The organism is Streptococcus rubneri (genome assembly GCF_004785935.1).
Classification (GTDB): domain Bacteria; phylum Bacillota; class Bacilli; order Lactobacillales; family Streptococcaceae; genus Streptococcus; species Streptococcus rubneri.
On record NZ_SRRP01000001.1, the window covers coordinates 281,122 to 302,168 of the forward strand.

Sequence of the window (21,047 nt, forward strand, 5' to 3'; positions counted from 1 at the left end):
AAAAAGAAGGCAAGCCTGTCAAGTCCTCTTTTCAGCTGTGACAATTGTCTCCTTACTCATTTTAGGAAAGTTTAAGAAAAAATTTAGTCACAATTAAGGAAGAATCGGTAAACTATCCCTATCTAAACAAAGGCCTTGTTTAAATAAATAATTTAAGGAATTGAAAGAATGAACGCTTCGAATGAACAAAAGCAAGAAAGAACTGAAAAAATGATTGTCGTTAAGAAAAGTCCTAAGTGGTGGGCGACTGCCGCAGCAACAGGAGGACTGATCATTGGGATGACTGGTGGATTTGGATTGGGAATGTTGGCGACAGCCAATACGAGTCCCCAGCGTCAGCAAGCTACGGTAGCTACACAAAATAGTAATCAGCCTGCACAAAACCATCAAGGACAAAATAGCCAGGGCAAGGATCAAAATAGCCCTTCAAATGCTCAAGGTTTCAATGGCCAAAATGGTGGACCAGGGCAAGGCCAAATGAACGGCCAACCACCTCAAGGAGGCGGGTCACAAGGGGGCCAAGGACAAGATGGATTTGGTGGAGGACCAGGCGGTATGCCACCGCAAGATGGTCAAAACGGTGGACCAGGCCAAGGGAATAGGAATGGTCAACCTCCACAAGATGGGGGGCCTCAATATCAAGAGGGCAACCAACAAAATGGGAACTCTAATAAAAAGTCCTCCAAGAAGTCCTCTTCGAAAAAAACGTCAAGCAATACAAAACATCCATCAAAGGATGAGACAGGGACAGCTAGCTAAGAAAAAAGTTGAAACAACTATTTGAATGCTACTGAATGAAGCCTGGTCATGGTATAATAGAGTAGAAAATACTCATCATACCTGTATGGAAGAATGAGAAGGAGAAAGTAAACATGATTAAGATTTTATTAGTCGAAGATGACCTTGGTTTGTCTAACTCAGTATTTGATTTTTTAGATGATTTTGCGGATGTCATGCAAGTCTTTGATGGAGACGAAGGTCTTTACGAAGCTGAAAGTGGGATCTACGATTTAATTTTGCTTGACCTCATGCTTCCTGAAAAAGATGGTTTCCAAGTTCTCAAAGAATTGAGAGAAAAGGGTGTTACAACGCCAGTCTTGATTATGACAGCCAAAGAAAGTCTAGATGACAAGGGACATGGCTTTGAACTTGGTGCAGATGACTACTTAACCAAGCCTTTCTACCTAGAAGAGTTGAAAATGCGGATTCAGGCACTGTTGAAACGTTCTGGTAAGATCAATGAAAATACCTTATCTTATGGAAATATGACTGTCAATCTAGCAACGAATTCAACGCTTGTAGATGGAAAAGAAATAGAGCTCTTAGGGAAAGAATTTGATCTCCTTGTTTATTTCCTTCAAAATCAAAATGTTATCCTTCCAAAAACACAAATCTTTGACCGTTTGTGGGGATTTGATAGCGACACAACTATTTCAGTTGTAGAGGTGTATGTTTCTAAGATTCGTAAGAAATTAAAAGGAACGGACTTTGCGAAAAATCTCCAAACATTACGAAGCGTGGGGTACATTCTGAAAGATGCTCAATAAAATTAAAAGAACCGTGAATGCAGATGATTTCTCTTATTTCATCCGCTATTTTGGCCTCTTCACCTTGATTTTCTCAACGATGACCCTGATTATCATTCAGGTCATGCGATCAAGTTTGTATACGACGGTTGATGAGAATTTAAAAATCATTAGTAAGGATCGCTATTCCATCATTAGCTTGGCTAGCCGAGCTGGAAATAATATGGATAGGGAAGGGGAAGAAGATTCAAAATCATATGATGAACCGGATCACGAGGATCGCCCAAAACCTTCTGTGACATCAAATAGTACTGCTATACTTCTGAATGATAAGTTTGAAAATGTAACGACAGGTGATGGTTTTTTAGATTTGAAATCCATCACCTTTAGTAAGAGTTACTTAAATAAGATTAAACAGATTCAAATTACCAACCGCTACAATCAAAAGGAAAGCTACCGCGCTTATTTGGTAGATATTGATCCCGATGATTATATCGATGGGGTGAAATATGCCGTGATCATGACCAATATCAGTCAGTTGGAGCAGACTAGTGAAAAACATGAGAGCCAAATCGCCTTGGTCATGATTTGCTTCTGGGGCATTTCTCTCTTTGCAAGTATCTTTCTTGCTAAGATGAGCGTTAAGCCCCTTTTAGAAAGTATGAATCGTCAGAAGGCCTTTGTCGAAAATGCTTCTCATGAATTGCGGACGCCTCTAGCAGTTTTGCAAAATCGTTTGGAAGCCTTATTCCGAAAACCAGAGGCGACGATTATGGAATCCAGTGAGAATATTGCCTCCTCTTTGGATGAGGTTCGCAATATGCGCTTATTGACGACCAATCTCTTAAACTTGGCTCGCCGAGATGATGGCATCAAACTAGAATATGGTGAGATCAATCCAAGTTTCTTTCGTCAAACCTTTGCTAATTACGAGATTATAGCAGAAGAAAATGATAAAGTTTTTGAGTATGAGAATCAGGTGGATAAAAGTTTGGTTTCTGACAAGGTCCTTCTGAAGCAGCTGATGACGATTCTCTTCGACAATGCACTTAAGTATACGGAGGAAGATGGAAAGATTCGTTTTGTAGCCCAATTTAAGGACCGCTATCTCTATTTTCGAGTAGAGGACAATGGTCCAGGAATTCCAGATGAGGCTAAGAAGCGTATTTTCGATCGTTTTTATCGGGTAGACAAGGCTCGAACCCGGCAAAAAGGTGGATTTGGTCTGGGCTTATCTTTAGCCAAACAAATTGTAGAAGCCTTTAATGGTACGATATCTGTTCGAGATAACAAACCTAAAGGAACCATCTTTGAGGTAAAACTAACAACCAAGTCAGATAGTAAAAAGAAATCAAGTTCTAAATCAACGAAGAACAAGTAAGAGAGTGGGACAGAAATCGGTAATTCGTTAGAATTCGATTTCGTCGTCCCACCTCCGCACAGTTGAGTAGGGCTGTAAAAGCTGATGAAATCAGCGTAGTAGAGCCCATTCAACCACTGCGTCTTGCTCGATAATCCAAAGACAATTGAGAGGCTAGGACTTTTGTCCCAGCCTCTTTTTTCATCCATCTCAAATGATCGCTATTTTTGTCTAACTAGTGTATAATAGTAAAAAAAGAAAGAGGTGTCTTATGGCTTCAAAAATGTTACACACTTGTTTACGAGTGGAGAATTTAGAAAAATCAATTGCTTTTTATGCAGATGCGTTTGGATTTAAGGAATTGCGTCGCAAGGATTTTCCTGAATACAAATTTACGATTGTCTACCTTGGCTTAGAAGGAGATGACTATGAGTTGGAATTAACTTACAACTATGATCATGGTCCTTATGTCATTGGAGATGGTTTTGCCCATATAGCCTTGAGTGCGCCAGATCTTGAAGCCCTTCATGCTGAGCATAAGGCGAAGGGTTACCAAGTAACGGATCCAAAAGGATTGCCAGGTACCCTTCCGAACTATTACTTCATTGTGGATCCAGATGGCTACAAAGTCGAAGTAATTCGTGAGAATTCTTTATAGTCAGTAACAAGATGAAAGACAGGTTGGGATGCAATTGCCCAATCTGTTCTTTTTATGATAAGACCTGTTCTGTTAAAGAAAAATGTGATCAAAATACCTATCTCATACTACCTATTCTATTTTGGTTAATTTAATTCATTTTTTTTAGGCATTTCTAATGTTTTTTGATGACAAACTTGCTATAATAAGAGTATGAAAATCAATTACATAAAAATTCTAGTATTAGTTTTACTGAATCTCCTTTTAGTAGGAGCTATATATATCGGCTATCAAAAAATTCAGGAAGCGAGGGCGATAAAAAATTACAACCAGCAATTCTCAAAAGCACTTAAAGCAGAGGCTACAGAGGAAAAGAATAGGGACAGTCAGATACAAAAAGGTATCGTTGGCCAGACTTATGTAACAGCCTATTACCCCACTCTGAATGGTGAACCCATCGCAATCATCAAAGAGAAGATTCTTGCAGATATCGGTTCCATTCCTCAAGAGGAAGAGAATAATCATCAGGCGCGTGAACTCTTTTTCTACCACTCAGAAGTTCTACCAGATCCTTTTGTGGGAGTTCATCCCTATCAAATCAAGCGGACTCAGTACAAGTGGAAAAAAGAGATGTTCATCAAGGATGAGTTGAAAAAACTCCCCTTGGTCTACTTAGACGATCAGGGAAATACCTTTCAATTCTCTCAATTGTTTACAGACTTAGGTTTTGCTAAAGAAACGCTTTTGACCGAATTGCGTTCGCAACTGGTCTTTCTTCGAATGGATGATCAACAGATTGAAGAGTTGCTAGAAACTGTCGCGGCATCAGACATGGCAAGCTGGAGTTTTTCTTATGAGAAGAGTTTACTATCGATTAGTCTACCTGTTGAGATTGAGGGAATGGAAACCTTTGATGTTCCACTCTCAAAACTTTATGACGTGATAGATACAGACCGTCTTCAACCTGACGATTTAACGGCTTATGAAGCCTACCAAGAGCAACGCCATGAAAAAATGGTTGCCTTGACCTTTGATGATGGACCAGATCCAACGACGACCCCTCAGGCCTTAGAAATCCTGAAGAAATACCGGGTTAAAGGTACTTTCTTTATGCTAGGGAAAAATGTGTCAGCCTATCCAGAAATAGCCAAGCAGGTGCGGCAAGCTGGCCATGAGATTGGGAATCATTCATGGAACCATCCTGTATTGACCAAGCTATCTTTGGATGCAGCGAAGCGAGAGATTATGGATACCAAGGAAATCATTCAAAAAGTGACTGGTGTCCAAACCATGATTACCCGTCCTCCATATGGTTCTATCAATAGTGCTATTCAATATGCTGTTGACCAGGCCTTCATCATGTGGGATGTGGATACCCTGGATTGGAAGAGTCACAATACCAATGCTATTCTTTCAGAGATTAAAAAGCAGGTTAAGCCAGGATCAATCATCCTCATGCATGATATTCACCAAACTTCCATCAATGCTCTTCCAGCTGTGATTGAGTATTTGCAGTCTCAAGGCTACAATTTAGTGACTATAGATGAACTCTTGGATCATCAAGTTGAAAGCCATCGCTTGTACTACAGTAAAAACTAAGAAAAAATCGTTCGTAAGACTACGAACGATTTTCTTATTCTTCCCCTATATAGAGTTGTGCTCCCTTAAGAATCAGGGGACGAACGGGGGTTAATTTTTTCAAACTTTTCAATTCTTCTGGATGGCTGACCAAGGTGATGACATAGCCCTCTTTACCCATACGTCCGGTACGTCCAGATCGGTGGATGTAGGTTTCGGTATCTCGAGGAACTTCATAGTTGACGACACATTCTAGAGAGTCAATATCAATTCCTCGTGCCACCAAGTCTGTTGCAAGAAGGAGTGTCAGTTGGTGGTCCTTAAAGCGTTCCAGAATGACTTTTCGGAACTTGACATTAACGTCACTAGCAAGTGAGACGGCGCTAACTTCCCGGTATTGGAGTTTTTCTTCGGCGCTTCCTAGGTCTGACAAGCTGTTGAAGAAAACGAGACCACGAAAGTCTTCGACATTGGAGAGTTTTCTGAGGAGTTCAACCTTTTCTCGCTTATCCACTTCCATATAGAAGTGCTGAATATTGTCCAAGTTTTGTCCTTCCACTTGAATGGTTAGAGTATTAGGTTCGATTTGTTCTGGATCAAACTTGGTCGTTGCACTCATATAGATAAATTGATGATCTCGGGGCGCGTAGTGGCAAATCTTATCGACAAAGTGATACTGAGAGTCACTAAACAGTTGATCAAATTCATCCAGGATGATGGTATCAACATTCATCATCTTGATTTTCTTTAACTTGATCAATTCAAAAATACGGCCTGGAGTTCCAATGAGAATTTCTGGTCCCTTTTTGAGGCGTTCGATTTGCCGTTTTTGACTAGAGCCTGAAAGGAAGAGTTGGGCACTGAGTCCAAGAGGTTCCGCACATTGTTTGGCAACATCAAAGATTTGTCCGGCCAATTCTGTATTGGGTGATAGGATCAACAATTGTTGTGCTTTTTTAGGTTTTAGCTTGAGAAGACTAGGGAAGAGATAGGCCAGGGTCTTTCCGGTTCCTGTCGGGCTGACTCCAAGCACGTTCTCCCCTTGGGTGATCGGCTCGAAGAGGCGTTCTTGGATTTCAGTCAGTTGCTCAAAGCCGAGGGTTTTGAGTTGCTCTTGCCAGAGCGGTGGAAATGCTAGTGTCATATTAATGTTCGTCCTTAAAGTGTATTCCAGCATCTTGGCGCATAGTGTAGAGGGTTTGGTGAACTATCTGTCCTGTTTGAAGCCAAGTCTGGTAAAGTGTCTGGTTGCCTTCTGTCATTATACTTGCAAAGGCCTGAGCTTCTTCGAGCATGTTATGAGAAGCAGGAGTAATCGGAAGTTGGTGACTAGTTCCAGAATGATCTTGAAAGAGAGCCTGGCTAACGGCTTCGATTCCACTTAAGAAAAGGGTGCCATCTGTCGTGTAAATTTCCGCAGGAAGATTGCTGGTCACATCTTTGCCGGCTTGAATGCCAATGACAAAGTCAGAATAAACCAAGCTACCCTGTCCGTTCAAATCGATTGAATTAGGCAATTGCCGCGCTTGATAAGTTACTGATTCAGGTTGACCAAAGAGGCCGATTGCAAAGTAGAGAGGATAGACTCCCAAATCCATGAGGGCTCCACCCGCAAATTGGTCGGAGAAAATATTGGGAGTATTTCCTTTCAAGAGCTCGGGCATTTTAGAAGAGTATTTGGCATAAGTCATGTGGCCACCCAAGATGGTCTTGTCTTTGAGAAAGTCTTGGATGATCGCAAAGGCTTTTTCATGATAGTTGCGAGCGGCTTCAAAGAGATAGACCTGGTGCTCCTTGGCTAATTTAACCAACTCTTTCCATTCCTTGGGAGTGGTGACAGCTGGTTTTTCAAGGATGACATGTTTCTTAGCCAAGAGGGCTAACTTTGCCTGAGGATAGTGGAGTGAATTGGGACTAGCAATGTAGATGACATCTAGGTCACTATCTAAAAAGGCAATCAGGTCATCATAGAGGGCCACTTGTCCATAGGGTTGGGTGAAACTACGAGCTTTCTCCAAGGTCCGTGAATAGACCGCTCTTAACTCATACTGGTCTGTTTCTTTAGCTGCAGCAAGGAAGGAATGGGAAATGGCACTAGTGCCGATGATACCGAGTTTCAGCATGGCAGCTCCTTTCAATCAGGTATTTACTGGTTTCATTATATCATGTTTCATCCTAAAAAGATGGAATGGGCCTTTCTAATTGGGATGGAGGATAGGAGGGAAGGTCTTCTTGGAAGGTTGATGAAAATCCTTAGAAAAAAGGTTTAAGTCGTGGTCAAGAGACCGCTTTTGTGATAGAATAAATAAGATTATAGAATATGGAGAAGAAGATGCGAAACAGACCAATTATTATCGGTGTAACAGGTGGTTCTGGTGGGGGGAAAACCAGTGTTTCTCGTGCAATTTTGTCCCACTTCCCAGATGAAAAGATTGCTATGATTGAGCACGATTCTTATTACAAGGATCAAAGTCATCTAACCTTTGAAGAGCGGATTCAGACCAACTACGACCATCCTTTTGCCTTTGATACAGATCTCATGATTGAGCAAATCAATGAGTTGTTGGCTGGCCGTCCGGTTGACATTCCAACTTACGACTACGCAGCGCATACGCGTAGCGCCAAGACCTATCGCCAAGAGCCTCAGGATGTCTTTATCGTTGAAGGGATTTTGGTCTTGGAGGACAAGCGTCTTCGTGACTTGATGGATATCAAAATTTTCGTTGATACCGATGATGATGTACGCATTATTCGCCGGATCAAGCGAGATATGGAAGAGCGCGGTCGGAGTTTGGACAGCGTCATCGAGCAGTACTTGGGAGTGGTGAAGCCGATGTACCATCAGTTTATCGAGCCAACCAAGCGCTATGCGGATGTTATCATTCCAGAAGGTGTGACCAATACCGTAGCCATCGATTTGATTACAACCAAAATTGAGAAGATTTTGAGCGAATCACGTGAAGGACAAGGATAACAAGTGAGAGAGGTTAGGAAGTAGTGTCCCAGCCTCTTTTCCATGACAAATAGGGAGAAATATGAAAAAGTTAAGAAGGGAGTTTCACTCCAGAAGTAAGGCCTTTGCCTGCCTACTGACCATGTGTGCAGGCTTTTCAGATGCCTACACCTTTATCGAAAGAGGAGGGACCTTGGCCGCGGGCCAAACGGGAAACGTGGTCTTTCTATCTGTTGGTTTAATTGGCCATGAAATCGCGGATGTGGAGGTCAAACTAGCCACCATGTTGGCCTTTATGATTGGGATTTTCTTGATGACCGTCTTTCAACGCTTCTTTAGCCATTCCGTTTGGCGACTCAGTACCTTGGTTCCCTTGGTTCTGACGACCTTGGTGGCAGGATCTCTTCCCAAAGAAGTGCCCAATGTTCTAATTGTACCTTTCTTTGGGCTAAGCTTGGGGATTGTAGCCATTTCCTTTGGAGAAGTCGATAGCTATGCTTATAACCATTCTTTTATGACAGGGAATCTCAAGAAGACCATGGTCGCATATGGAAATTTTGTACGGGAGCGGAAGATGGAGTTTTTCTGGGAGTCTCTCTTTATGACTTCTTTGATTGGGAGCTTTGTGGGAGGAGCTATTCTTTCCACCTTCCTCATCCAATATTATGGCCTTCGGACCATTTGGTTTGTTTCCCTTGTTCTGACCCTTTTTCTCTCTTATCGGGCGATTCAATATGTTCGAAGGGATATCTAGTCACATTCAAATAGTTTGATCAATCGAGGCTGGGACAAAAGTCCTAGCCTCTAAATTTTCTTTGGATTATCGAGCAAGACGCAGTGGTTGAGTGGGCTCTACTACGCTGATTTCATCAGCTTTTACAGCCCTACTCAACTGTGCGGAGGTGGGACGACGAAATCGAATTCTAACGAATTACCGATTTCTGTCCCACTCTCTTTTAATTGGGAATATTTGCTGGATACTTCTGATGGCAAGCTGGGTTGTTATCAAAGGTTGCTCCGTTGTAAATACTTAATTTTCTAACTAAAGTTTGGTATAATAAAGGTTATGAATATACAGGAAAAAGAATCACGTTACCAACTCTTACTAGCTCAGTTAGAAGCTCTTTTAGAGGGTGAGAGCAATGCTTTGGCCAATTTAGCCAACGCCAGTGCTTTGCTCAATCAAGCCCTACCACATTCGGTCTTTGCAGGTTTTTATCTTTATGATCAAAAAGAGCTGATTTTAGGCCCCTTTCAAGGTCAGGTTTCCTGTGTCCACATTGCCTTAGGAAAAGGCGTCTGTGGAGAAGCAGCAGAGAAAAGAGAGACGCTGGTGATTGAGGATGTGACCCAGCATGCCAATTATATCTCTTGTGACAGTCGCGCTATGAGTGAGATTGTGGTTCCCATGGTCTTGAAAGACCAGTTGCTAGGAGTGTTGGATCTAGATTCGGATCGGGTGGGAGATTATGATGACCTGGATCGCTTTTATTTGGAACGTTTTGTAGCCATCTTGCTTGAAAAAACAAAATGGAATTTTAGGATGTTTGGAGTAGTAGACTAATGTATCAAGCCCTCTATCGTAAATACCGTAGCCAGACCTTTGGCCAACTTGTAGGGCAGGAGGTTATTGCGACGACCCTTCGACAAGCTGTCGAACAGGGGAAAATTAGCCATGCCTATCTCTTTTCTGGACCTCGTGGGACGGGGAAGACCAGTGTGGCGAAAATCTTTGCCAAGGCCATGAACTGCCCCAATCAAAAAGGGGGAGAGCCTTGTAACGAATGCTATATCTGTGAAGCCATTACCAATGGCAGTTTAGAGGATGTTATCGAGATTGACGCAGCCTCAAATAATGGGGTAGATGAGATCCGAGATATCCGCGATAAATCTACCTATGCGCCTAGTTTGGCTCCTCATAAGGTCTATATTATCGATGAGGTCCATATGCTCTCGACGGGAGCCTTTAATGCTCTTCTCAAGACCTTGGAAGAACCGACAGAAAATGTGGTCTTTATCCTAGCAACAACGGAATTGCACAAGATTCCAGCAACCATCCTTTCACGGGTTCAACGCTTTGAGTTCAAATCTATCAAGACGCCAGCCATTCAAGACCACCTAAAAGCTGTTTTGGATAAAGAAGGGATTGATTACGAAGAAGAAGCTGTAGCCATTATTGCCCGTCGGGCAGAAGGTGGGATGCGGGATGCTTTGTCCATTTTGGACCAGGCCCTCAGCCTGACAGCTGGTGCCCAATTGACCACTGCGATGGCTGAAGAAATCACAGGTTCCATTAGTCAAGAAGCCTTAGATCTTTATGTTGTAGCCTTGTCAGCACAAGATGCAACAGCTGCCTTGGACCAGTTGAACCTGATCTTTGATAATGGGAAAAACATGGCCCGCTTTGTGACGGACCTCTTGCAGTATTTACGGGATCTCTTGATCGTTCAGACAGGTGGGGAAAATCTCCATGTCAGTGAGCGATTTAATCAGAATCTAGCCATTCCACAAGCCACCCTCTTTGCTTGGATTGATCTTGCGACAAGGAGTTTAGCGGATATCAAAAACAGCCTGCAGCCGAAAATCTATACGGAGATGATGACCATTCGTTTGGCAGAATACAAGGGTGAGGGCCCTTCGGCTAGCCAAGTGGCTCTTCCAGCAGATTTTTCAGCACAAGTAGACCAGCTCAAACGAGAAGTCGAGTCTCTGAAGAATCAGTTGGCTCAAGTAGCGAGTGGGGCTCCTGCAGCTAAATCAAGCCTTGCTCGTCCTCAGAAGTCTAGCAAGGGCTATCGAGTGGACCGCAATAAGCTTCAAGCTATCTTACAAGAAGCAGTTGAAAATCCAGATTTGGCGCGTAACAATCTCATCCGCCTGCAGAATGCTTGGGGGGAAATTATTGAAAGCCTAGCAGGGGCAGATAAGGCTTTGCTGGTTGGTTCACAGCCGGTTGCGGCCAATGAACGCCATGCGATTTTAGCTTTTGAGTCTGCCTTTAATGCCGAACAGACCATGAAGCGAGATAACCTCAATACCATGTTTGGCAATATTTTAAGCAATGCGGCAGGTTTCTCTCCGGAGATTCTGGCTATTTCAATGGAGGAATGGACCCAGGTTCGGGCGGAATTCTCTAAGAAAGCGCGTGGTCACAAGGAAGAGGCAGAGGTGGCAGAAGAGTCCGTCATTCCTGAAGGTTTTGATTTCCTCTCTGAAAAAATTACGATCCAAGAAGACTAGCCTGTGCTTTTTCCAGAAAATCATGGTAGAATAACAATATGAATAAACGTCAATTTTGGACTATGGCTATCTTTACAGCCTTAGAAACCTATTTTTTTAATGATGCTGTGATGAGGGAAAGCTACCTGGCAGCTATCTTTTGGGCTCTCTTGATATTGAGAAATTTACAAGTCAGCTATATCTTAGGGAAGTTGGTCGAAAGTATCGATCAACAGCTTAATCAGAAAAAACGAGATAAGTATAAAAAATAAGCACCAAGTGGTGCTTATTTTATTTTAAATGAAATATAAAGTCTACTTAAAAACTTTCCTTAGGTGAGTACGGACGTTAGCGAACTTCGAAGAAGTTCCATGACTTAGTTTTGGACCTAAGGTTCCAAAACTCCCGAGTGCCCGGGAAAAAACTGTTTAGCCTTTTATATTTAATAGAAATAACTGTATGATGCAGTGGTTAATTGGCATCTTTGTTCGCCTTCTAAGCACCAAAGATGACCTAATTAATTGTGCGGGGGTGGGAAGACGAACTCTTTTTTACTAGTCGGAGTTCTTTTCCACACCCTTTTCTCACAGAGGAAAGTTTTAGATTTACTTAACGAATTCAAAAAATAGCCGTCATTTTTTTTGAAGAGTCAGCTGACTACTTTATGTAATTAGGAATTTGTCTGCTTTCTAAAAAAAGCAGCTAGTCCTATGCAATACAGAACTAAATCCTTTGTGTCAATTAATTGTTTAACTTTTTTGGCTCAGTACACACCAGGTGTGTTTTCTTTATGCATACAATTCTTAAATTTTTAAGTACCTTAAGTATATCATGGTGATATCTAAAAAGATAATTTTATAACATTTGTTGGGATTGTTGCAGAGTTTTTTTGTTTATCATTCGAACTTTATTATTATATCATAAAAATGATTAGAAAAACAGACTTGATTTTTTTTGAAATTGGTATACGATGAAGGTATAAAAACTATTAAAATAGCCTGTTAGAAAGGAGATTAAAAGAATTAATAAGGCTATATATAATTGTTGATTGGTATCTAATCTTGTAAAACAAGAAAGGAAAAGGTAAAATATGCAATTACATAAAAAAAATTTTATAGTGGCGTTGGTTTTATCCATTTGTATCTCACTTTATTTTCTTATCAATCCGTCTAATATCTTCACCTTTCCGATCCGTGTGCATGAATTTGATGACACATTTAAATATTACATGTTTGTGAAGATTGGAATTGTATTATTATTTATCAAATTCTTACTGGATATATGCTTAGAGTATATCAAGAATTGGTTTAAAAAGTTTTGATATATCTTCACACAAAAGAGTCTGAGAAATGTTTTGTCTCAGACTCTTTTTTGAGCTGTTGTCTCTGTTTTATAAATCCCACTGCTTGAGGGAGATTTCGCCACTGTTGAGCCAGCGTTCTTGGCCGTCCGTTAGTTGGACTAGTAGTTGTCCACTGTCCGAAATATCCTTGGCCAGGCCTTGGTAGCTAGTCTGATTTTGTTCGAAGCGGACTTCCTTACCAAGAACTAGTGAGCGTTGCTTGTAGAGGTAAATCAGCTCCTCCTCTGGACTATTGAAAAATTCCTTCCAAATCTCAGCAATCAGTTCATTGCGAGTAATGGGAGGCTGGGAGTCAAAGAGGGAACCAGCCTTGTCCTTCAGTTCCGTAGGGAAATTGGTGATGGCAAAATTAAGGCCGATACCAATGATAACATCTGTGATGAGGCCTGTTTCGATGGAGCTGATGGCTTCAGTCAGAATGCCTCCAACTTTTTTCCCCTTGTAGTAGATATCATTGACCCACTTAATATCGACATCCAATAAGGCTAGATTTTTCAGAGCCTTGTAGATAGCAGCTGCGACCATGAGGGTATAGGCGGGAGCTTGATCAAAGGGGAGATTGGGTTTGAGGTGGAGCGACATATAGATTCCCCCTTGAGAAGGACAGAAGAAGTCGCGGCCAAAACGTCCTTTAGCAGCCGTTTGATAGGGAGCCAGATAAAGGGTAGAGGAGTTTCCCCCAGCTTCCATAGCATTCTTAGCGTCCAGTTGAGTGGATTGGGAATGAGGATTGTAGGAGACTGTTAGAGGACAATGCTCCTCGATAACTTGAGGAATTAGGAGATCTCCGGAAAGGATCTTGTAGCCTCGTTTTTTAACGGACTCAATCTCAATGCCTTCTTTTTCTAGACGCTGAATGGCCTTCCAGATAGAGGTACGAGACAGTCCCATTTCTTGGGCTAGTTGTTCGCCGTTGACATAGTCTTGAGCTTGTGCCAAGGTTTGGTATAAAATTTCGTGTGTTTTCATAGTTTCTTAACGTGTGCTTTCACGGATGGTAAGACGAGTGGCCAGAGTATGCATAGTTGGAATACCTGAATCTCTTCTTTGAAGGTCTTGTAACAGACTGTGAATGGCCTGTTTCCCCATTTCTTCCGTATAGACAGTGACGGTAGAAAGTGGCGGATAGACATGCTTAGCAATCGAGGTGTCATTAAAGGAGATGAGACTGACCTGATCTGGAACCGGAATGCTAGCTTCTTGGAGGGCACGAAGAGCCCCAACAGCCAAGGCATCGCTGGCCATAAAAAAGGCTGATGGAAGTCGATTTCCCAATTCATAAATCAATTCTTTCATCATTTCATAGCCAGAGTCACTTGAGAAGTGGCCCACTCGGATATAGTCTGGTTGATAGAGTTCTTTCTCTTCTAGAAAGTACTTAAAACTCAAGTAACGGGGATCAGTTTGAAGAGGACGATTATCGGCGGTCGTTTCTTGTCCAACAAGGAGACCAATCTGGTTGTGACCAGATTCTATCAAGTAAGCTAGTGCTTGGTAGACAGATGTTTCAAAATCTGTCATGACACAGGTATGGCCATATACTAAAGTATTGGAGTCCACAAAGACGAGTTTTTTCTGATAGCTTTCAAGTTGACGGATGGTTTCTGGGCTATATTTACCTAGAGCGATAATTCCATCAGCTTTTTCAAGAGGTCCCCAATCCTCTAAGTTAAAGACACGGAAGATTTCATGCCCGAGTTCTTGGGCTTGTTTTTCAATCCCAACGCGAATAGAGTAGTAATAAAGATCCTCTAACTCTTCCTCTTCGGTCACCCATTCTAAAATAGCAATACGGTAGCGCTTGCTTTGAAGAGGGTTATTTTTTCGCTGTTTCTTTTGGTAATGGAGTTTCTCAGCCGTTTCAAAAATCAGTTTCCGAGTTGTATCACTAACGGATAGGTTTTGATCCTGATTGAGGACGCGAGAGACTGTTGCTTGAGATACTCCGACTTCTTGAGCAATATCTTTAATAGTAGCCATAGTTCATCCTTTATTGCTTGTTAGTTTCAGTATACTCTAAATACTAGTAAAAGGAAATAAATTTTTACTAAATTTTATGTTTGTTACGATATTGGCTAGGAGTCAGTTGGCTATAGGCCTTAAACGCCTTTGAAAAATAAAGGGGGTCTGAAAAACCAACTGAGTAAGCCACAATCTTGATGCTCTCGTCTGTGTTGGTCAGCAATTGCTGGGCACGTTGCATGCGGACCGAGTGCAGGAATTCTTTGGGAGAGATCTGGTGAAACTCCTTAAAAACAGTTGTCAGGTAAGACCGATGGACATTGAGGTCATCAGCGATCTCTTGAATACTTAGATGCTCTTTATTGTAATGCGTCTCAATCACATGCTTGCAGGTCAGATAGAGTTGATAGGTTGGTGATGGATCGTTCCGATGGCTATCAGGAGCCACTTCACTGATAAGAAATAGCAGTTCATAGATTTGCGAGAGAAGGTGGAGTTGGTAGTGCGAGGTCATCTTTGAAGCCTCTGCCTTGTGGACAAGTTGCTCCATAAACTGGCCGATCCGCTCTGTGTCCACTTCATTTTTCTTTAGAAAGCCTTTGGCATGAAGAGTTGAAAAGCGCATGAAATCACTTACCTTGGTGCCGCTAATCCCAATCCAGTAGTAGGACCAAGGATCTTCTGCGTCTGCCTGGTAGTAGGTCACCATATTTTTAGGGAGAAGAAAGAGATCCCCGGCTTCTAAATGGATTTCATTTTTATTGATGTGAAAGACACCTTTTCCCTTGGTGATAAAATGCAGAACAAAATTGTCACGGACGCTAGGTCCGAATTCGTAGTTCTTCGGGCAATCTTCGTAGCCGTAAAAATCAAGGGCTAGATCAATGGTGTCGGTTTGGTATTCAGAAAAGACTAACATAGCTGAACCTCCTACCTAACATTTTACCATATATGCCCAACAAAATTCTATTTTCGGAAGCGTTTACAACGAGTAAAATAAAGACATATAAATGAAAAAAAGATATTGTAACTGAATTTAAAAATACATAGTGATATTTTATAGGAACCAAGGGGAGGAAGATATGGCAATACGTATTGAACAAAATTTGTTCTATATAGAGAGTAAAGGACTGAGTCTCATCCTTGAAAATCGCGATGGCTATTTGATGCTCAAACATCTAGGGCGCCCAATTCCGTCCTATCATTTTTCCAATACGGTGCATGAGAAGGACCATGCTTTCGCTGGAAATCCAACACCTGACAATCGAACTTTTAGCTTGGATACCCAGCGACAGATCTTGGGACAGCACGGGCTAGGAGATTTTCGAAAACCGTCGATCAAGATCCAACACGGTGTTACAGAAGTGACAGATTTCCTTTATGTTGGAGCCAACATCTATTCTGGTAGTGTCGAGGCGACCGGTCTTCCGAACCCTCACTCAGTAGATCAGGCTGAAACCTTGGCACTGGTCTTCGAAGATGATCAAGCAGCCCTGCGTTTGACCCTCTACTACACCGCCTACGAGGATTGGGCAACCATCACTAGCTTCTCAAAGATTGAAAACTGTAGTGATGAAACGGTTGTGATCCACAAGGCTCTTAGTGTGTTGGCCGATGTCCCAGCAGGTGATTACGATATCATCACTCTGCAAGGAGCCTATGCGAGAGAAAAAACAGTTCGCCGTCAGCAAGTGGAGCAAGGAATCTTCTCCATCAGTTCCAACCGTGGTGCTTCTGGACACGCCCAGACTCCAGCCCTTATCCTTGCTGACCATGAAGTGACGGAAGATGCCGGTTCTGCCCTTGCCTTCCAACTGCTCTACAGTGGGAATTTTGAAGGATTTGTTCAGAAAAATCAACTCAATGAAGTTCGGGTTGGACTGGGGATCAATCCTGAAAACTTCGCTTGGGAATTGGAACCAAATCAGAGTTTTGATACGCCTGTGGCAATGATCACTTACTCCCATAAGGGATTGACCGGTCTCAGTCAAGAGAGTCAAGCATTTGTCCAAAACCATATCATTCCTAGCCAGTTTGCCCATAAAGAACGTCCAATTCTTATCAACAACTGGGAAGCGACCTACTTTGATTTCAAAAAAGACAAATTATTGGAGCTAGCAGACGAAGCTCAAAAAGTGGGGATCGAACTCTTTGTTCTTGATGATGGCTGGTTTGGCAATCGTTATGATGACAATCGGGCCCTTGGTGATTGGACCGTCAATGAAGAAAAATTAGGTGGAAGTCTAGCAGAATTGATCCAAGGCATCCATGACAAGGGACTTCAATTTGGCCTTTGGGTGGAGCCAGAAATGATTTCTCTTGATAGCGACCTCTATCGGGCTCATCCGGACTGGGCTATTCAAGTCCCAGGCTATGAACACACCTATTCACGGAATCAACTAGTCCTCGATTTCGCAAATAGAGAAGTGGTAGCTTATATCAAGCAGGTCTTGGATGACTTGCTTGCAAACCATGAGATCGACTATATCAAATGGGATATGAACCGCAATATCACCAAGCTTGGAAATGGTAAAACCTACCTGGAAACCAAGATGCAATCTCATGCTTATATCTTAGGTCTCTATGAAGTGGTTTCTTTCTTAACAGAGAAGTACGAGCACATCCTATTTGAGTCTTGCTCAGGTGGTGGTGGTCGCAATGACCTGGGTATGATGCGTTACTTCCCGCAGGTCTGGGCGAGTGACAATACGGATGCCATGGCCAGACTTCCGATCCAGTATGGATCTAGTTATCTCTATCCAACTATTTCCATGGGGGCTCACGTATCAGCGGTACCAAATCACCAGATGGGACGGATCACACCACTAGAAACGCGTGGCCATGTAGCCATGATGGGAAATCTAGGCTATGAATTGGATCTGACCAGCCTTTCTCAAGAAGAGTTGGATGTCATCGCAACTCAAGTCGCTCACTACAAAACGATTCGACCCCTTGTCCAATTCGGACAACATTACCGCTTAATGAATCCTAGTCAAGGTGCCAACCAAGTAGCCATCCAGTTTACTTATCAAGACCGAACGGTTGTTACCTATGTAAGGGTCTTATCAACGGTTGAAGAGATCGAGCCGACTCTGAAACTCAAAGGCTTGGAAGAAGATGCACTCTATAGCTTAGAAGGGACGGACCAAGTCTATTCAGGAGCTGAGCTCATGTATGCTGGCTTAACCGTCGTTCTTCCTCAGGGAGATTTCCTCTCTAAACAATATGTTTTTGTCAAAAAATAAAAGGAGACAGCCAAATGAAATGGTTTAAAAAAATCGGACTTCTTGCAACTACAGGTTTAGCTTTGTTTGGGCTTAGCGCTTGCTCCAACGATGGTAAATCTGCGGATGGCACAGTGACCATCGAGTATTTCAACCAGAAAAAAGAAATGACCAAAACCTTGGAAGAAATCGCTCGTGATTTTGAAAAGGAAAATCCAAAGGTCAAGGTCAAAGTTGTCAATGTACCGAACGGTGGTGAAGTATTGAAAACACGTGTCCTCGCAGGAGATGTGCCGGATGTGGTTAATATATACCCACAGTCCATCGAACTACAAGAATGGGCAAAAGCAGGTGTCTTCGAAGATTTGTCCAATAAAGACTACCTGAAACGCGTAAAAAATGGCTATGCTGAAAAATATGCCGTGAACGGAAAAGTCTACAACGTTCCCTTTACAGCCAATGCTTATGGAATTTACTACAACAAAGATAAATTCGAAGAACTGGGCTTGAAGGTTCCTGAAACCTGGGATGAATTTGAACAGTTAGTCAAAGACATCGTTGCTAAAGGACAAACACCATTTGGAATTGCAGGTGCAGATGCTTGGACACTCAATGGTTACAATCAATTAGCCTTTGCGACAGCAACAGGTGGAGGAAAAGAAGCCAATCAATACCTTCGTTATTCTCAACCAAATGCCATTAAATTGACTGATCCGATCATGAAAGATGACATCAAGGTCATGGATATTCTTCGCATTGATGGTTCTAAACAAAAGAACTGGGAAGGTGCTGGCTATACCGATGTTATCGGAGCCTTCGCACGTGGGGATGTCCTCATGACACCAAATGGGTCTTGGGCGATCACAGCGATTAATGAACAAAAACCGAACTTTAAGATTGGGACCTTCATGATTCCAGGAAAAGAAAAAGGACAAAGCTTAACCGTTGGTGCAGGAGACTTGGCATGGTCTATCTCAGCCACCACCAAACATCCAAAAGAAGCCAATGCCTTTGTGGAATATATGACCCGTCCAGAAGTCATGCAAAAATACTACGATGTGGACGGATCTCCAACAGCGATCGAAGGGGTCAAACAAGCAGGAGAAGATTCACCGCTTGCTGGGATGACCGAATATGCCTTTACGGATCGTCACTTGGTCTGGTTGCAACAATACTGGACCAGTGAAGCAGACTTCCATACCTTGACCATGAACTATGTCTTGACCGGTGATAAACAAGGCATGGTCAATGATTTGAATGCCTTCTTTAACCCGATGAAAGCGGATGTGGATTAGGAGTAGAGAGACTATGAAAAAAGTATTACAAAAATATTGGGCATGGGCTTTTGTGGTCATCCCCCTCTTGTTACAAGCAATTTTCTTCTATGTGCCGATGTTTCAAGGAGCCTTTTACAGTTTTACCAACTGGACAGGATTGACTTATAACTACAAGTTTGTCGGCTTAAACAACTTCAAGCTCCTCTTCATGGATCCAAAATTCATGAATGCGATTGGCTTTACCGCAATCATTACGATTGCCATGGTGGTTGGTGAGATTGCCCTTGGGATCTTTATCGCGCGTGTCTTGAACTCTAAAATCAAAGGTCAAACCTTCTTCCGTGCTTGGTTCTTCTTCCCAGCTGTTTTGTCTGGTTTGACAGTGGCTTTGATCTTCAAGCAAGTCTTCAACTACGGTCTTCCAGCGATTGGGAATGCCCTTCATATTGAATTTCTCCAAACCAGTCTTTTAGGGACTAAGTGGGGAGCGATCTTTGCGGCTGTCTTTGTCCTTCTTTGGCAAGGGGTGGCTATGCCCATCATCATCTTCCTAGCTGGTTTGCAATCCATTCCAACTGAGATTACGGAAGCAGCAAGGATTGATGGCGCGACTAGCACGCAAGTCTTCTGGAACATTGAATTGCCTTACTTGCTACCAAGTATCTCTATGGTCTTTATCCTAGCCCTAAAAGGTGGGCTGACTGCCTTTGACCAAGTCTTTGCTATGACCGGTGGTGGTCCAAACAATGCCACAACCTCACTTGGGCTCTTGGTTTATAATTATGCCTTTAAAAACAACCAATTCGGTTATGCCAATGCCATTGCCGTAATCTTGTTCTTCTTAATTGTAGTGATTTCGATCATCCAATTGAGAGTATCTAAGAAATTTGAAATTTAAGAGGAGAAGCACGATGAAACAAGATGAAAGAAAAGCCCTGATTGGCAAATACATTCTATTGATTCTAGGATCGGTTCTGATTTTAGTGCCTCTCCTTGCCACCCTCTTTAGTTCCTTCAAACCCACCAAGGATATCGTAGACAATTTCTTTGGCTTTCCAACCAACTTCACATGGGACAACTTTAGCCGTCTCTTAGCGGATGGCATCGGAGGCTATTATTGGAACTCTGTCGTCATCACTGTCTTGTCTTTACTTGCAGTAATGATCGTTATCCCCATGGCAGCCTACTCCATCGCACGCAATATGAGTAAGAGAAAAGCCTTTACCATCATGTATACCCTCTTAATCCTTGGGATCTTCGTCCCATTCCAGGTTATCATGATTCCAATTACCGTCATGATGAGTAAACTCGGTTTGGCCAACACCTTTGGTTTGATCTTGCTCTACTTGACCTATGCGATTCCACAGACCCTCTTCCTCTATGTCGGCTATATCAAAATCTCGATCCCAGAAAGTCTGGATGAAGCAGCTGAGATTGATGGTGCTAATAAATTTACAACCTATTTCCGCATCATCTTCCCAATGATGAAACCGATGCATGCGACAACCATGATCATCAATGCCCTTTGGTTCTGGAATGACTTCATGTTGCCACTCCTTGTCTTGAACCGGGATTCCAAAATGTGGACTTTGCCTTTGTTCCAATACAACTACGCAGGCCAATATTTCAACGATTACGGACCAAGCTTTGCCTCTTACGTGGTCGGCATTATCAGTATCACCATTGTCTATCTCTTCTTCCAACGCCATATCATCGCAGGAATGAGCAACGGCGCAGTGAAATAATAAGATACAAAGCCCGTTAAAAGCTCACAGTGAAAATAGGGAATCTGAATAAGAAGCCTTGGCTTCTTGGAGGATTCATCTTTTTCACACAGAGCTTAGGGCGTGTTCAATTCCGTATACAAAGGGACGATTCAGCTTGCTGATTTCAATCGTATCCTAGAAAGCAATTCTAAAATAGAAAAACTCAAGAAAGCCAGGTCTCT

The 21,047-nt window shown here is 42.4% G+C and carries 19 protein-coding genes; 14 read left to right on the forward strand and 5 right to left on the reverse strand.

Going from position 1 to position 21,047, the window contains the following annotated elements; all coding sequences use genetic code 11:
• The first annotated feature begins 168 nt into the window (after positions 1-168).
• The 5 genes from E5S68_RS01515 (at position 169) to E5S68_RS01535 (ending at position 5,122) form a co-directional block, all read left to right on the forward strand.
• Positions 169-759, forward strand: coding sequence for a hypothetical protein (locus E5S68_RS01515; RefSeq protein ID WP_135782064.1), 591 nt, complete (start codon positions 169-171; stop codon positions 757-759).
• Positions 760-872: 113 nt separating this feature from the next.
• Positions 873-1,547, forward strand: coding sequence for a response regulator transcription factor (locus tag E5S68_RS01520; protein WP_135782065.1), 675 nt, complete (start codon positions 873-875; stop codon positions 1,545-1,547).
• Positions 1,537-2,907 carry a sensor histidine kinase gene (locus tag E5S68_RS01525; protein WP_135782066.1) on the forward strand — a complete coding sequence of 457 codons (1,371 nt, stop codon included), beginning with the start codon at positions 1,537-1,539 and terminating at the stop codon, positions 2,905-2,907. The genes E5S68_RS01520 and E5S68_RS01525 overlap by 11 nt, the downstream gene beginning before the upstream one ends.
• A 250-nt stretch (positions 2,908-3,157) precedes the next feature.
• On the forward strand, positions 3,158-3,544 hold the full coding sequence (gene gloA, locus E5S68_RS01530; protein WP_135782067.1) for a lactoylglutathione lyase: 387 nt from the start codon (positions 3,158-3,160) through the stop codon (positions 3,542-3,544).
• A gap of 192 nt (positions 3,545-3,736) precedes the next feature.
• Positions 3,737-5,122: a polysaccharide deacetylase family protein gene (locus tag E5S68_RS01535; protein ID WP_135782068.1), complete on the forward strand. Its 1,386-nt coding sequence runs from the start codon at positions 3,737-3,739 to the stop codon at positions 5,120-5,122.
• Positions 5,123-5,156: 34 nt separating this feature from the next.
• Here the strand turns inward: E5S68_RS01535 and E5S68_RS01540 are convergent, their stop codons facing one another.
• Complete coding sequence (locus tag E5S68_RS01540) at positions 5,157-6,245, reverse strand: DEAD/DEAH box helicase (RefSeq protein ID WP_167470818.1); 1,089 nt, start codon at positions 6,243-6,245, stop codon at positions 5,157-5,159.
• A gap of 1 nt (position 6,246) precedes the next feature.
• Positions 6,247-7,224 carry a Gfo/Idh/MocA family protein gene (locus tag E5S68_RS01545; protein WP_135782070.1) on the reverse strand — a complete coding sequence of 326 codons (978 nt, stop codon included), beginning with the start codon at positions 7,222-7,224 and terminating at the stop codon, positions 6,247-6,249.
• 209 nt (positions 7,225-7,433) lie between these two features.
• On the opposite strand from E5S68_RS01545, the gene udk reads away from it, so the two are divergent.
• The 5 genes from udk to E5S68_RS01580 all read left to right on the forward strand — a co-directional run bounded on the left by udk (position 7,434) and on the right by E5S68_RS01580 (position 11,545).
• The gene (gene udk / locus E5S68_RS01555; RefSeq protein WP_135782072.1) at positions 7,434-8,075 is read left to right on the forward strand and encodes a uridine kinase; all 642 of its coding nucleotides are present in this window, start codon (positions 7,434-7,436) and stop codon (positions 8,073-8,075) included.
• Between the two features lie 61 nt (positions 8,076-8,136).
• Positions 8,137-8,808 (forward strand): YoaK family protein, encoded by a 672-nt coding sequence (locus tag E5S68_RS01560; RefSeq protein WP_135782073.1) that lies wholly within the window; start codon positions 8,137-8,139, stop codon positions 8,806-8,808.
• Positions 8,809-9,120: 312 nt separating this feature from the next.
• Positions 9,121-9,618, forward strand: a complete 498-nt coding sequence (locus E5S68_RS01570; RefSeq protein WP_135782074.1) for a free L-methionine (R)-S-oxide reductase MsrC — start codon at positions 9,121-9,123, stop codon at positions 9,616-9,618.
• Positions 9,618-11,294, forward strand: coding sequence for a DNA polymerase III subunit gamma/tau (dnaX, locus tag E5S68_RS01575; RefSeq protein WP_135782075.1), 1,677 nt, complete (start codon positions 9,618-9,620; stop codon positions 11,292-11,294). Before E5S68_RS01570 ends, dnaX begins: the two co-directional genes overlap by 1 nt.
• 38 nt (positions 11,295-11,332) lie before the next feature.
• Positions 11,333-11,545, forward strand: a complete 213-nt coding sequence (locus tag E5S68_RS01580; protein WP_006596552.1) for a DUF3272 family protein — start codon at positions 11,333-11,335, stop codon at positions 11,543-11,545.
• A 1,118-nt stretch (positions 11,546-12,663) separates the two neighbouring features.
• Here the strand turns inward: E5S68_RS01580 and birA are convergent.
• The 3 genes from birA to E5S68_RS01600 form a co-directional block, all read right to left on the reverse strand.
• Positions 12,664-13,605, reverse strand: coding sequence for a bifunctional biotin--[acetyl-CoA-carboxylase] ligase/biotin operon repressor BirA (gene birA, locus E5S68_RS01590; protein ID WP_135782077.1), 942 nt, complete (start codon positions 13,603-13,605; stop codon positions 12,664-12,666).
• Positions 13,606-13,611: 6 nt separating this feature from the next.
• Positions 13,612-14,616, reverse strand: a complete 1,005-nt coding sequence (locus E5S68_RS01595) for a LacI family DNA-binding transcriptional regulator (RefSeq protein ID WP_135782078.1) — start codon at positions 14,614-14,616, stop codon at positions 13,612-13,614.
• A gap of 67 nt (positions 14,617-14,683) precedes the next feature.
• Entirely contained in the window at positions 14,684-15,517 is an 834-nt protein-coding gene (locus tag E5S68_RS01600; protein WP_135782079.1) for an AraC family transcriptional regulator, read from the reverse strand.
• A gap of 163 nt (positions 15,518-15,680) precedes the next feature.
• On the opposite strand from E5S68_RS01600, the gene E5S68_RS01605 reads away from it, so the two are divergent.
• Genes E5S68_RS01605 through E5S68_RS01620 form a run of 4 tightly spaced genes read left to right on the forward strand, consistent with a single transcriptional unit; the run spans position 15,681 to position 20,844 of the window.
• Positions 15,681-17,843: an alpha-galactosidase gene (locus E5S68_RS01605; RefSeq protein WP_135782080.1), complete on the forward strand. Its 2,163-nt coding sequence runs from the start codon at positions 15,681-15,683 to the stop codon at positions 17,841-17,843.
• 14 nt (positions 17,844-17,857) lie between these two features.
• Positions 17,858-19,117, forward strand: a complete 1,260-nt coding sequence (locus tag E5S68_RS01610) for an extracellular solute-binding protein (protein ID WP_135782081.1) — start codon at positions 17,858-17,860, stop codon at positions 19,115-19,117.
• A 13-nt stretch (positions 19,118-19,130) separates the two neighbouring features.
• Complete coding sequence (locus tag E5S68_RS01615) at positions 19,131-19,997, forward strand: carbohydrate ABC transporter permease (protein ID WP_167470819.1); 867 nt, start codon at positions 19,131-19,133, stop codon at positions 19,995-19,997.
• A gap of 13 nt (positions 19,998-20,010) precedes the next feature.
• On the forward strand, positions 20,011-20,844 hold the full coding sequence (locus E5S68_RS01620; RefSeq protein WP_049491915.1) for a carbohydrate ABC transporter permease: 834 nt from the start codon (positions 20,011-20,013) through the stop codon (positions 20,842-20,844).
• Positions 20,845-21,047: the final 203 nt, after the last annotated feature.